Annotated in this window: 12 protein-coding genes; all 12 read right to left on the bottom strand. The window is 60.8% G+C overall.

Annotated elements, in window-relative coordinates; all coding sequences use genetic code 11:
- Positions 1-3: 3 nt before the first annotated feature.
- The 12 genes from nuoM to NE357_RS17610 all read right to left on the bottom strand — a co-directional run bounded on the left by nuoM (position 4) and on the right by NE357_RS17610 (position 13,469).
- Entirely contained in the window at positions 4-1,536 is a 1,533-nt protein-coding gene (nuoM, locus tag NE357_RS17665) for an NADH-quinone oxidoreductase subunit M (RefSeq protein ID WP_007951464.1), read from the bottom strand.
- Positions 1,537-1,575: 39 nt separating this feature from the next.
- Positions 1,576-3,429: an NADH-quinone oxidoreductase subunit L gene (nuoL, locus tag NE357_RS17660; RefSeq protein ID WP_085712395.1), complete on the bottom strand. Its 1,854-nt coding sequence runs from the start codon at positions 3,427-3,429 to the stop codon at positions 1,576-1,578.
- Positions 3,426-3,734, bottom strand: a complete 309-nt coding sequence (gene nuoK / locus NE357_RS17655) for an NADH-quinone oxidoreductase subunit NuoK (RefSeq protein WP_003180046.1) — start codon at positions 3,732-3,734, stop codon at positions 3,426-3,428. Before nuoK ends, nuoL begins: the two co-directional genes overlap by 4 nt.
- A gap of 3 nt (positions 3,735-3,737) precedes the next feature.
- Complete coding sequence (gene nuoJ, locus NE357_RS17650) at positions 3,738-4,238, bottom strand: NADH-quinone oxidoreductase subunit J (protein ID WP_085690004.1); 501 nt, start codon at positions 4,236-4,238, stop codon at positions 3,738-3,740.
- A 9-nt stretch (positions 4,239-4,247) separates the two neighbouring features.
- Positions 4,248-4,796 carry an NADH-quinone oxidoreductase subunit NuoI gene (gene nuoI / locus NE357_RS17645; protein WP_085690002.1) on the bottom strand — a complete coding sequence of 183 codons (549 nt, stop codon included), beginning with the start codon at positions 4,794-4,796 and terminating at the stop codon, positions 4,248-4,250.
- Positions 4,797-4,807: 11 nt separating this feature from the next.
- Positions 4,808-5,815, bottom strand: coding sequence for an NADH-quinone oxidoreductase subunit NuoH (nuoH, locus tag NE357_RS17640; RefSeq protein ID WP_007951460.1), 1,008 nt, complete (start codon positions 5,813-5,815; stop codon positions 4,808-4,810).
- A complete protein-coding gene (gene nuoG / locus NE357_RS17635; RefSeq protein ID WP_169430946.1) occupies positions 5,812-8,526 on the bottom strand; it encodes an NADH-quinone oxidoreductase subunit NuoG in 2,715 nt (904 codons plus the stop codon). Before nuoG ends, nuoH begins: the two co-directional genes overlap by 4 nt.
- A gap of 137 nt (positions 8,527-8,663) precedes the next feature.
- Positions 8,664-10,019, bottom strand: coding sequence for an NADH-quinone oxidoreductase subunit NuoF (nuoF, locus tag NE357_RS17630; protein WP_064597744.1), 1,356 nt, complete (start codon positions 10,017-10,019; stop codon positions 8,664-8,666).
- The gene (gene nuoE / locus NE357_RS17625; protein ID WP_003223804.1) at positions 10,016-10,513 is read right to left on the bottom strand and encodes an NADH-quinone oxidoreductase subunit NuoE; all 498 of its coding nucleotides are present in this window, start codon (positions 10,511-10,513) and stop codon (positions 10,016-10,018) included. The genes nuoF and nuoE overlap by 4 nt, the downstream gene beginning before the upstream one ends.
- 2 nt (positions 10,514-10,515) lie before the next feature.
- Positions 10,516-12,300 carry an NADH-quinone oxidoreductase subunit C/D gene (gene nuoC, locus NE357_RS17620; RefSeq protein WP_115078470.1) on the bottom strand — a complete coding sequence of 595 codons (1,785 nt, stop codon included), beginning with the start codon at positions 12,298-12,300 and terminating at the stop codon, positions 10,516-10,518.
- Between the two features lie 70 nt (positions 12,301-12,370).
- Complete coding sequence (locus NE357_RS17615; protein WP_007951456.1) at positions 12,371-13,045, bottom strand: NuoB/complex I 20 kDa subunit family protein; 675 nt, start codon at positions 13,043-13,045, stop codon at positions 12,371-12,373.
- Positions 13,046-13,055: 10 nt separating this feature from the next.
- Complete coding sequence (locus NE357_RS17610) at positions 13,056-13,469, bottom strand: NADH-quinone oxidoreductase subunit A (RefSeq protein WP_003223812.1); 414 nt, start codon at positions 13,467-13,469, stop codon at positions 13,056-13,058.
- Between the last annotated feature and the right edge of the window lie 257 nt (positions 13,470-13,726).

Here is a 13,726-nt window from a genome sequence, read left to right as displayed (position 1 = left end):
CTCTTACCGGGCCGAAGCGAGTTGAGTGAAGGCGGTGCCGAGCCACTGCTGCACGCCATGCATCGTGGCGGCGGAAGTGTCGAGGAACGGTTGCGGGTAGACGCCGAGGTAAATCAGCAGTACCGCAAGGCCCAGCACCATGATCAGTTCGCGACCGTCCATGCCGTGCAGGATCGAATCCGATTTCGACGGACCGAAGTAGGCACGGTGGATCATGATCAGCGAGTAGACCGAACCGAACACCAGACCGGAGGTAGCGATCGCGGTGATCCATGGAGCACTGGCGAACGTACCGATCAGGATCAGGAACTCGCCGACGAAGTTACCGGTACCCGGCAGACCCAGAGAGGCGGCTGCAAAGAACAGGCTGATCGCCGGCAGGTAAGCGATACGCGACCACAGGCCGCCCATCTCGCGCATGTCACGCGTGTGCAGACGCTCGTACAGCTGACCGCTGAGGATAAACAGTGCCGCGGCCGACAGACCGTGCGCCAGCATCTGGATCACTGCACCTTGCAGCGCCAGTTGGCTGCCGGAGTAGATGCCGATCAGTACGAAGCCCATGTGGGAAACGGACGAGAAGGCGATCAGACGCTTGATGTCGGTTTGTGCGAACGCCAGGAACGCACCGTAGAAGATCCCGATCAGACCGAGGGTCATGGCGATCGGCGCGAACTCGGCCGAGGCGTTCGGGAACAGCGGCAGGGCGAAACGCAGCAGACCGTAGGCCGCGGTTTTCAGCAAGATACCGGCGAGGTCAACGGAACCTGCAGTCGGCGCCTGGGCGTGAGCGTCAGGCAGCCAGGAGTGGAACGGAACCACTGGCAGCTTGACCGCGAAGGCGATGAAGAAGCCGAGCATCAGAATGTACTCGGTGGTCATCGACATCTTGGTCTTCAACAGGTCGGCGTAGTTGAAGGTGATCACGCCGGTGCTGTTGTAGTTGACCAGGACCAGACCGAGGATCGCCACCAGCATGATCAGGCCGGAAGCCTGAGTGAAGATGAAGAACTTGGTCGCCGCGTAGATACGGGTTTTCTTGCCGTCCGAAGAACTGTGACCCCAGAGCGCGATGAGGAAGTACATCGGCACCAGCATCATTTCCCAGAAGAAGAAGAACATGAACAGGTCGAGGGCGAGGAACACGCCGACAACGCCGCCCAGGATCCACATCAGGTTCAGGTGGAAGAAGCCAACGTGACGTTGAATTTCTTTCCACGAGCAGAGTACCGACAGGATACCCAGCAGGCCGGTCAGCAGGATCATCAGCAGCGACAGGCCGTCGAGGGCCAGGTGCACGTTGATGCCGAAGCGCTGGATCCAGACGTGCTTGAACTCAAGCGCCCAGGTCGGATCGGCGCCAGGCGCCGGTGCAAATGAATAGTCACCGTGGGCCCACAGCCAGAGGCCGAGGGCGAGTTCCAGGGTCATGGTCAACAGCGCAATCCAGCGGGGGAGGGTAGCGCCGAAGCGCTCACCCATCCAGCACAGCAGGCCGCCGATGAAGGGGATCAGGATTAGCCAAGGCAGAATCATGACGGGCTCGTTTCCTTTCGCAAATTCGCAAGGTTCATATCAGACCGCTACCAGCACGACAGCGCCGATGACCAACACGGCACCAGCAGCCATCGAAGCAGCGTACCAACGCAGTTGACCGGTTTCGGTACGGCTCAGGGCGGTGTGACCCCCCTTGGCCATGCGCGGGATCAGACCGATGGTCTGGTCGAGCGGGTCTTTGCGCAGCATGTGGCTGATCGCAAGGTACGGCTTGACGAACAGTTTGTCGTAGATCCAGTCGAAGCCCCAGGCCGCGAACCACCAGGCCGAGAGGAGACGGCCGATGCCGCTGTTGGCGATCGCGGTCACGAAGCGACGCTTGCCGAGGAACAGCAGGGCCGCCAGCAGGATACCGGCCAGGGCGATGGCGCCCGAGGCGATTTCCAGACTGTGCTTGGCTTCGCCACCGGCATGGCCAACGCTCTCGGGCAGTACGCCGTGCAGCGGTGGAACGATCATGGCGCCGACGAAGGTCGACAGCACGATCAGCACCGACAGTGGCAGCCAGTGAGCGATGCCGTGACCGGCGTGAGCTTCGGTCTTGGCTTCACCGTGGAACGCGATGAAGATCAGGCGGAAGGTGTACAGCGAGGTCATGAACGCACCGACCAGACCGGCGTACAACAGACCGTTGTGGCCGCTGGCGAACGCTTCCCAGAGGATTTCGTCCTTGGAGTAGAAGCCTGCGGTCACCAGCGGCAGGGCGGCCAGAGCGGCACCACCGACGATGAAGCTGGCGTAGGCCAGTGGCAGTTTCTTCCACAGGCCGCCCATCTTGAAGATGTTCTGCTCGTGGTGGCAGGCAACGATCACCGCACCGGAAGCGAGGAACAGCAGGGCCTTGAAGAAGGCGTGGGTCATCAGGTGGAAGATCGCGCCTTCCCAGGCACCAACGCCCAGCGCCAGGAACATGTAGCCGATCTGGCTCATGGTCGAATAGGCGAGGATACGTTTGATGTCGGTTTGCACCAGTGCCGCGAAACCGGCCAGAACCAGCGTCACACCGCCAACGATGCCGACCAGGTGCAGGATGTCCGGCGCCAGGGCGAACAGACCGTGGGTACGGGCGATCAGGTAGACACCGGCGGTCACCATGGTTGCGGCGTGGATCAGTGCCGAAACCGGGGTAGGACCGGCCATCGCGTCCGCCAGCCAGGTCTGCAGCGGCAGTTGAGCCGATTTGCCGACCGCACCACCCAGCAGCATCAGGGTTGCCAGCACGATCCAGAAATCGCCGACCTTGAAGTGCTCAGGCGCTTTCACCAGCAGTTCCTGAACGTTCAGCGTGCCCAGTTGCTGGAACAGGATGAACAGGCCGATCGCCATGAACACGTCGCCGATACGGGTGACGATGAAGGCTTTCAGTGCGGCGTTACCGTTGTTGCGGTTGCTGTAGTAGAAACCGATCAACAGGTACGAGCACAGGCCCACGCCTTCCCAACCGAAGTAGATGAACAGCAGGTTGTCGCCCAGGACCAGGAACAACATGCTGGCGATGAACAGGTTGGTGTAGGCGAAGAAGCGCGAGTAACCGGCTTCACCGCGCATGTACCAGGAGGCGAACAGGTGGATCAGGAAACCCACGCCGACCACCACACCGAGCATGGTCACGGACAGACCATCCAGGTACAGGGCGAAGTTCGGCTGGAAGCCTTCCACCGAGATCCATTTCCACAGTACGTGGACGTACACGCCACCTTCCGGTGGAGCGACGTTGAACTGCCAGATCACGTAGGCCGCGACGATGGCAGACAGGCCGATGGAGCCGACACCGATCAGCGCCGACAGGTTTTCCGAGAGGCGGCCGCGCGAGAACGACAGCAACAGGAACCCGATCAGAGGGAATACGAAAGTCAGAAAGAGTAGGTTCATCCGCGCATCTCACTGGCAGCGTCGATATCGAGCGTGTGGAAGCGGCGATACAGTTGCAGCAGGATCGCCAGGCCAATACTGGCTTCGGCGGCTGCAAGGCTGATCACCAGGATGAACATGATCTGTCCATCCGGTTGCGCCCAGCGGGCGCCCGCGACGATGAAGGCCAGTGCAGAGGCGTTCATCATCACTTCCAGACTCATCAACACGAACAAAATGTTGCGGCGGACCATCAGGCCGACCAGACCAAGGCAGAACAGGATGCCGGCAACGGCCAATCCATGCTCGAGAGGGATAGCAGGCATGTCTTACTCCTTCGCCTCGTTACGGCCCAAATGGAACGCCGTGACGGCTGCAGCGAGCAGCAGCATCGAGGCGAGTTCGACCACCAGCAGATACGGACCGAACAGGCTGATGCCCACGGCTTTCGCGTCAACGGTGGTTTGACCGATGGCCTGACCGCTCTGGTGAGCGAACAGCACATACAGCAGTTCGGCCAGCAGCAGGGCGGCGAGAATCACCGGTCCTGCCCAGATGCCGGGCTTGAGCCAGGTGCGTTCCTGCTGAACCGAGGCAGGCCCCAGGTTCAGCATCATCACCACAAACACGAACAGCACCATGATGGCGCCGGCGTAGGCGATCACTTCCAGCACGCCGGCGAACGGTGCGCCGAGAGCGAAGAAGGTCATGGCCACGGAGATCAGCGAAATGATCAGGTAGAGCAGGGCGTGCACAGGATTGGTGTTGGTGACCACACGCAGTGTGGACACAACAGCGATACCCGATGCGAAATAGAAAGCGAATTCCATCGTTCTTCCTTAAGGCAGCAAGCTCTTCACGTTGATCGGCTCGGCTTCGTTTTGTGCGGCGCCTTTCGGCTTGCCCGCAACGGCCATACCTGCAACACGATAGAAGTTGTAATCAGGGTTTTTGCCGGGGCCGGAGATCAGCAGATCTTCTTTCTCGTACACCAGGTCCTGACGTTTGAACTCGGCCATCTCGAAATCCGGTGTGAGCTGGATCGCGGTGGTCGGGCAGGCTTCCTCGCAGAGACCGCAGAAAATGCAGCGCGAGAAGTTGATACGGAAGAAGTCCGGGTACCAGCGACCGTCTTCGGTTTCAGCTTTCTGCAGCGAGATGCAACCCACCGGGCACGCCACGGCGCACAGGTTGCAGGCTACGCAGCGTTCTTCGCCATCGGGGTCGCGGGTCAGGACGATACGGCCACGGTAGCGTGGCGGCAGGTAGACCGGCTCTTCCGGGTATTGCAGGGTGTCGCGCTTGCGAAAGCCATGACCGAAGATCATGACCAGGCTGCGCAACTGGGTACCGGTACCCTTAACGATGTCGCCAATATATTTGAACATGGGTCAAATCCTCACTGAACCGCAACCGCAGGCGTGTTCCACAACACGATTGCAGCGGTCACCAGCAAATTGATCAGGGTCAGTGGCAGGCAGAATTTCCAGCTGAAATCCATCACCTGGTCATAACGCGGACGCGGGATGGAGGCGCGCAGCAGGATGAACAGCATGATAAAGAACGCGGTCTTCAGTGCGAACCAGACGAAGGACAGTTGCGGCAGGATGCCGAACGGACCGTGCCAGCCACCGAAGAACAGGGTGACCAGCAGTGCCGAGATCAGGATGATGCCGATGTATTCACCGACGAAGAACATGCCCCATTTCATACCGGCGTATTCAATGTGGTAACCGTCGGCCAGTTCCTGTTCCGCTTCCGGCTGGTCGAACGGGTGACGGTGAGTCACGGCCACGCCAGCGATGAAGAAGGTACAGAAGCCGAAGAACTGCGGAATGATGAACCACAGGTTCTGCGCCTGGTACTCGACGATGTCGCGCATGTTGAACGAGCCGACCTGCACCACGATGCCCATCAGGGCCAGGCCCATGAACACTTCGTAGGACACGGTCTGCGCCGAGGCACGCAAGCTGCCCAGCAGGGCGAACTTGTTGTTACTCGACCAGCCGGCGAACAGTACCGCGTAGACCGAAAGACCGGCCATGGCGAAGAAGAACAGCAGGCCGATGTTCAGGTCCGCCACGCCCCAGGTCGGGGTGATCGGGATGATCGCGAACGCGATCAGCAGGGCGGACATGGCCACCACCGGCGCCAGGGTGAAGATCACCTTGTCGGCAAACGGAGGGGTCCAGTCTTCCTTGAAGAACATCTTCAGCATGTCGGCTGCGATCTGGAACATGCCGAACGGGCCGACGCGGTTCGGACCGTAACGGTCCTGCCACCAGCCCAGCAGGCGACGTTCGACAAAGCTGAGCAACGCGCCTGCGACCACCACGGCCAGCAGGATCACGATGGCCTTGATGACCGTCAGGATCACATCGATCACTTCAGGGGTGAACCAGGTCATTGCGCTGCCTCCTGCAGACCATCAACGGTTTGGCCGAAAATCGCCGGCGGAATGCCTGCCAGACCGGCCGGCAGTGCAACCAGGCCAGCGCCCAGCTCTTCATTGATGCGCAGCGGCAGACGCAGGGTCTGGCCGGCAACATTGAGGCTCAGCAGTGCGCCGTCGTTGACGCCCAGGCGGTCCGCTTCGGACTTGGCCAGTGCGACGTAGGCAGCCGGAATGCGTTCCTGGACCGGAGCGGCTTTCGACGAGGTCTCGTCGCTGCCGAACAGGTGGTAGAACGGCACGGCTTGCCAGGTGCCCTGGGCCGGGTTGAACGCGCGCGGAACACTGGCGAACCAGTTCAGCGAATCACCGGTGCTTTCGATCAGGCGGGTGCCCGGATCGCCAGCGCGCAGGTGACCACCGACTTCGTCCTGGAACTTGTTCCAGGCTTGCGGCGAGTTCCAGCCCGGCGACCATGCAAAAGGAACCTGCTGACGCGGTTCGGCGGAGCCCGAGTAACCTTCCATCGAGAAGGCGAACGCGGTGTCCTTGTCTTGCGGGGTGCGTGGTTCGTGAACGCTGATGTCAGCGCGCATCGCCGTGCGACCGGAGTAACGCAGCGGTTCACGGGCCAGTTTCAGACCCTTGATGCGGAACGAGGCGGACGGTGCGGCGTCGACGATTCGGGCCAGTTGCGGGGTGCTCGAAGCAACGGCAGCGGTCACGTGGTCGAGTTGCGTCCAGTCGATCGGCTGGTTCAGCAGGGTGGCGCGCAGGGCGTGCAGCCAGCGCCAGCCTTCGTGGACCAGAATGCTCGCGTCCATGTATTGCGGGTCGAAAACCTGGAAGAAGCGCTGGGCGCGGCCTTCCTGGCTGACCAGCGTACCGTCGCCTTCAGCGAAGCTCGCGGCCGGTAGAACCAGATGCGCGCGGTCGCTGGTGGCCGTCTTCTGATGGTCGGCAACGATCACTACTTTCGCAGCGTTCAGTGCCGCATCGACCTTGGCCTTGGCGGTACGGGTGTACAGATCGTTTTCCAGCACGACGATGGCGTCGGCCTTGCCGTCAATCACTGCTTGCAGCGCAGCATCAACCGATTCGCCACCGAGCATGGCCAGGCCGAGGCTGTTGGCTTCCGGCACGATCAGGCTGATCGAACCGTTCTTCTCGCGCAGCTTCAGGGCCTTGGCGATGTTTGCAGCGGCTTCGATCAAGGCTTTGGAGCCCAGCGAAGTACCGGCGATGATCAGCGGACGCTTGGCAGCGAGCAGGGCATCGGCGATGCGCTTGGCCAGTTCCAGGGCTTCGGCGTCCAGACCTTCGACGGCCGGTGCGCTGGCGTCCAGGGCGTGAGCCACGGCGAAACCGATGCGCGCCAGATCGTCGGGAGCGGCGTGTACACACTCTTCGGCGATATCGTCGAGCTTGGTTTCAGCCAGGCTGGCGATGAACAGCGGGTTCAGTTCGTGCTGACCGATGTTCTTCACCGCCGCGTCGAGCCACGGCTGAACGCGCATGGCTTCGGCCATGTCTTCGGCCTTGCCTTTGACCGACTGACGCAGGGCCAGGGCCATGCGGGCGGCGGTCTGGGTCAGGTCTTCACCGAGGACGAACACGGCGTCGTGGTCTTCGATGTCGCGCATGTTCGGCACGGGCAGCGGGCTGTCCTTCAGCACTTGCAGGACCAGACGGATGCGTTCCAGTTCGGACGCTTCGATACCGGAGTAGAAGTGCTCGGCGCCGACCAGTTCACGCAACGCGTAGTTGCTTTCGAGGCTGGCACGTGGCGAACCGATACCGACGATGTTGCGACCGCGCAGCAGGTCGGCGGCTTTGTCCAGCGCAGCATCCAGCCCAAGCTTGGTGCCGTCGGCCAGCAGCGGCTGACGTGGACGGTCGGTGCGGTTGACGTAGCCATAACCGAAACGGCCACGGTCGCACAGGAAGTACTGGTTCACCGAACCGTTGTAACGGTTTTCGATGCGACGCAGTTCGCCGTAACGCTCGCCCGGGGAGATGTTGCAACCGCTGGAGCAGCCATGGCAGATGCTTGGCGAGAATTGCATGTCCCACTTGCGGTTGTAGCGCTCGGAGTGAGTCTTGTCGGTGAACACACCGGTCGGGCAGACCTCGGTGAGGTTGCCGGAGAACTCGCTTTCGAGGGTGCCGTCTTCAACGCGACCGAAGTACACGTTGTCGTGGGCGCCGAATACACCCAGGTCGGTGCCGCCGGCGTAGTCCTTGTAGAAACGCACGCAGCGGTAGCAGGCGATGCAGCGGTTCATTTCGTGGGAAATGAACGGGCCCAGTTGCTGGTTCTGGTGGGTGCGCTTGGTGAAGCGATAACGGCGCTCGTTGTGGCCGGTCATCACCGTCATGTCTTGCAGGTGGCAGTGACCGCCTTCCTCGCACACAGGGCAGTCGTGCGGGTGGTTGGTCATCAGCCATTCAACAACACTGGCGCGGAACGCCTTGGATTCTTCATCGTCGATGGAGATCCAGGTGTTGTCGGTGGCAGGCGTCATGCAGGACATGACGATACGACCACGGGTGTCGTTCTCATCGGTGTACTGCTTGACCGCGCACTGGCGGCAGGCCCCGACGCTACCAAGCGCGGGGTGCCAGCAGAAATAAGGGATGTCGAGGCCCAGCGACAGACATGCCTGTAACAGGTTGTCTGCCCCGTCGACTTCGAGCGCTTTGCCGTCTACGTGGATAGTGGCCATGGTTCAAAGGTCTTCGTTGGCCCGGTGTCAGCGGGCGTGGCTAATGGAATCTTGTTATCCGTCCGAATCCAGTCAGCCCCGAAAGGCGTCATCGGACGAAAGGCGAAGGGCACGGACCCTTCGCCTTTTTTAAGCGTTTACGCGCCGACTGTGATCGGCTTCGCCAGAGGCGGGACGGCGGCGCTTGCAGGCGCGATACCGGCTTCGAACTCTGGACGGAAGTATTTGATGGCACTGCCCAATGGTTCCACGGCACCCGGTGCGTGAGCACAGAAGGTCTTGCCCGGGCCGAGGAAGTTGACCAGACCCAGCAGAGTCTCGATGTCACCCGGCTGGCCGCGGCCTTGTTCGATGGCCATCAGCAGCTTGACGCTCCATGGCAGGCCATCACGGCAAGGAGTGCAGAAACCGCAGGATTCGCGAGCGAAGAACTGTTCCATGTTGCGCAGCAGGGACACCATGTTGACGCTGTCGTCCACCGCCATGGCCAGGCCGGTACCCATACGGGTGCCCACCTTGGCGATGCCGCCGGCGTACATTTGGGCGTCGAGGTGTTCCGGCAACAGGAAACCGGTACCGGCGCCGCCCGGCTGCCAGGCCTTGAGCTTGTAACCGTCGCGCATGCCGCCGGCGTAGTCTTCGAACAATTCGCGACCGGTCACGCCGAAGGGCAGTTCCCACAGGCCGGGGTTCTTGACCTTGCCGGAGAAGCCCATGAGCTTGGTGCCCATGTCTTCGCTGCCGTCGCGGGCCAACGATTTGTACCAGTCCACGCCGTCGGCGATGATCGCCGGCACGTTGCACAGGGTTTCAACGTTGTTCACGCAGGTCGGCTTGCCCCACACACCAACGGCGGCAGGGAAGGGCGGCTTGGAGCGCGGGTTGGCGCGGCGGCCTTCGAGGGAGTTGATCAGTGCGGTTTCTTCACCGCAGATGTAACGCCCGGCGCCGGTGTGGACGAACAGCTCGAAATCGAAGCCGCTGCCCAGGATGTTCTTGCCCAGCAGACCGGCTGCCTTGGCTTCTTCCACGGCACGGTTCAGGTGCTTGGCGGCGGTGGTGTACTCCCCGCGCAGGAAGATGTAGCCACGGTAGGTTTTCAGCGCGCGGGCACTGATCAGCATGCCTTCGATCAGCAGATGGGGCAGTTGCTCCATCAGCATGCGGTCTTTCCAGGTGTTCGGCTCCATTTCATCCGCGTTGCACAGCAGGTAGCGGATGTTGATGGATTCGTCCTTTGGCATCAGGCCCCACTTCACGCCAGTGGGGAAGCCTGCACCGCCGCGACCCTTGAGGCCGGCGTCTTTCACGGTCTGGACGATGGCGTCCTGATCCATGTCGGCGAAGGCCTTGCGCGCAGCGGCGTAACCGTTCTTGGCCTGGTACTCGTCGAGCCACACGGCTTCGCCGTCGTCGCGCAGGCGCCAGGTCAGCGGGTGAGTCTCGGCCGAACGCTGGATGCGGTTGGCAGGACCGAAAGAAGTCAGGGTCATACGTAGCCCTCGAGCAGTTTGGCGACGCCGGCAGGCTGGACATCGCCAAAGGTGTCGTCATCGATCATCAGCGCCGGTGCCTTGTCGCAGTTGCCGAGGCAGCAGACCGGCAGCAGGGTGAAACGACCGTCGGCGGTGGTCTGACCCAGGCCGATACCCAGGTTGTTCTGGATTTCGCTGACCACCGACTCGTGGCCACCGATGTAGCAGACCATGCTGTCGCAGACGCGAATGATGTGACGGCCGACCGGTTGACGGAAGATCTGGCTGTAGAACGTGGCCACGCCTTCAACGTCGCTGGCCGGGATGCCGAGGATCTCGCCGATGGCGTACAGGGCGCCGTCCGGCACCCAGCCGCGTTCCTTCTGGACGATCTTCAGGGCTTCGATCGACGCCGCGCGCGGGTCTTCGTAGTGATGCAGCTCGTGCTCGATGGCCGAGCGCTCGGTTTCACTCAAGGTGAAACGGTCTGTCTGGATAAGCGTGCTGTTCATGCTTAGCGGTCCACGTCGGCCATAACGAAATCGATACTACCCAGGTACGCAATCAGGTCCGCGACCATGCTGCCTTTGATCACCGAAGGGATCTGCTGCAGGTGGGCGAAGCTCGGAGTACGGATCCGGGTACGGTAGCTCATGGTGCCGCCGTCGCTCGTCAGGTAATAGCTGTTGATGCCCTTGGTCGCTTCGATCATCTGGAAGGATTCGTTGGCCGGCATGACCGGGCCCCACGAAACCTGCAGGAAGTGCGTGATCAAGGTTTCGATGTGCTGCAGCGTGCGCTCTTTCGGCGGCGGCGTGGTCAGCGGGTGATCCGCCTTGTACGGGCCTTCCGGCATGTTGCGCAGGCACTGGTCGATGATCTTGACGCTCTGGCGCATTTCTTCGACGCGAACCATGCAGCGGTCATAGGCATCGCCGTTGGCGGCCAGCGGCACTTCGAACTCGAAGTTCTCGTAGCCGGAATATGGACGCGCTTTACGCAGGTCGAAGTCGCAACCGGTGGAACGCAGGCCGGCACCGGTGACGCCCCATTCCAGGGCCTCTTTGGTGTTGTACTGGGCAACGCCGATGGTACGACCCTTGAGGATGCTGTTCTGCAGGGCGGCCTTGGTGTATTCGTCGAGGCGCTTTGGCAGCCATTCAACGAAGTCTTTCACCAGTTTTTCCCAGCCACGCGGCAGGTCGTGGGCAACACCGCCGATGCGGTACCAGGCCGGGTGCAGACGGAAGCCGGTGATGGCTTCGATCACCGTGTACGCCTTCTGGCGGTCGGTGAAGGTGAAGAACACCGGGGTCATCGCGCCGACGTCCTGGATGTAGGTACCCAGGAACAGCAGGTGGCTGGTGATCCGGAAGAACTCGGCCATCATGATGCGGATGACGTCGACCTTCTCGGGCACCTTGATGCCGGCCAGCTTCTCGACCGAGAGCACGTACGGCAGGTTGTTCATCACGCCGCCGAGGTAGTCGATACGGTCGGTGTACGGAATGAAGCTGTGCCAGGACTGACGCTCGGCCATCTTCTCGGCACCACGGTGGTGGTAACCGATGTCCGGGACGCAGTCGACGATCTCTTCGCCGTCCAGTTGCAGGATGATGCGGAACGCACCGTGCGCCGAAGGGTGGTTCGGCCCCAGGTTGAGGAACATGTAGTCCTCGTTCGGGCCGGAACGCTTCATGCCCCAGTCTTCCGGACGGAAGCGCGCGGCTTCTTCCTCGAGCTGTTGCTTGGCCAGGTTCAGGCTGAACGGGTCGAATTCGGTGGCGCGCGCCGGGAAGTCCTTGCGCAGCGGGTGACCTTCCCAGGTCGGCGGCATCATAATGCGCGACAGGTGAGGGTGACCTTTGAAGTCGATACCGTACATGTCCCAGACTTCACGCTCGTACCAGTTGGCGTTCGGCCAGATGCTGGTGACGGTCGGCAAGCTGAGGTCGCTCTCGGACAAGGCAACCTTGATCATCACGTCACTATTACGTTCCAGCGACATGAGGTGATAGAACACGGTGAAATCGGCACCGCTTGGCAGCCCTTGACGCTTGGTGCGCAGACGCTCATCCACGCCGTGCAGGTCATAGAGCATGACGTACGGCTTGGGCAGGTTGCGCAGGAAGGTCAGGACTTCGACGAGCTTGGCGCGGGCCACCCACAGCACCGGCATGCCGGTGCGGGTCGGCTGGGCGGTGAACGCCTCGGCACCAAAACGGTTGTTCAGTTCGACGACCACATCCTGGTCGTCTGCCTTGTAAGGCGGGATGTACAGAGCACTGCCTGTAGTCATGGTTATTTTTTCGCTTTCGGTCAACGTAAAGAATGAAGCCAGCTTCTCGTTTCTTTGAAACAGATCTGGATCAGACTTCGTCAGGGCTGCGCAGATTGGTGACTGCGATTCGCTGTTCGCGGCGCTGTTCCTTCTGCGAAGGCATGTCGGCGCGATAAACGCCTTGATCGCCAACGACCCAGGAAAGTGGGCGACGCTCCTGGCCAATGGATTCCTGCAGCAGCATCAAGCCTTGCAGAAATGCTTCTGGACGGGGCGGGCAGCCAGGTACGTAGACGTCCACGGGCAGGAACTTGTCCACCCCTTGAACCACGGAGTAGATGTCGTACATGCCACCGGAGTTGGCGCACGAACCCATGGAGATAACCCATTTCGGCTCGAGCATCTGCTCGTAGAGACGCTGAATGATCGGCGCCATCTTGATGAAGCAGGTCCCGGCGATAACCATGAAGTCGGCCTGACGCGGTGATGCCCGGATAACTTCGGCGCCGAAGCGCGCGATGTCGTGGGGCGCCGTGAAGGCGGTGGTCATTTCCACGTAGCAGCACGACAGACCGAAGTTGTACGGCCACAGGGAGTTTTTACGTCCCCAGTTGACCGCGCCGCTCAGCACGTCTTCCAGCTTGCCCATGAAAATGTTTTTGTGGACTTGATCCTCTAACGGATCGGAAACGGTTTCCCGCTGGCCGATCGGATACTGCTCGTTAGGAGCATCGGGGTCGATTCTGGTGAGATTGTATTGCATTGCCAAAGCCTCATTGTTTCAGCTTCGCCTGCCGCTTGCGACGAGCTTCCGGAGCCCAGTCAAGGGCGCCCACTCGGAACAGGTAGACAAGACCTGCCAACAGAATTGCTATGAAAACGAGAGCTTCGACGAATCCGGTCCAGCCGCTTTCGCGGACGGACACAGACCATGCAAAGAGAAAGAGGGCTTCGATATCGAAGATCACGAACAGCATCGCGACCAGATAGAATTTGGCTGAGAGCCGCAAGCGGGCGCCACCGGTAGGTAGCATGCCGGACTCGAACGGTTCGTTTTTGCTGCGGCCCCAGGCTTTTGACCCGAGGAGGCTGGAGACGCCGAGCATGAAGGCACACAGGCCGACTACACCCAGAAGGAAAATGGCAAAGCCCCAGTTGTGGGCCATGAGTCCTGTCGCTTCGGGCATGCTGGAAATCCTTAACAGAGAGCAAAGGTCTCTGAGCTTGATAAAGAAATAAGGCAGTGACGATATGTCGCAGCAATCAATCGCGCTGATTTTATGGCTAAACACCCTGCAAGTAAAATTCCTATAGCGAAATTATTTATTGGAATAAGGACATAGCGCACCTCTATGGCCCTGTAGCCCATGCGTTGCGGGCATTAGCCGGGATTTCACGAATTATGTTTTGTCGAAAATGTAACGAATATAGTTGCCGCTAAATG

The organism is Pseudomonas sp. G7(2022) (genome assembly GCF_052660475.1).
Note: the sequence above shows the minus strand (reverse complement) of the source record. Positions and strands in the feature narration are given on the sequence as shown.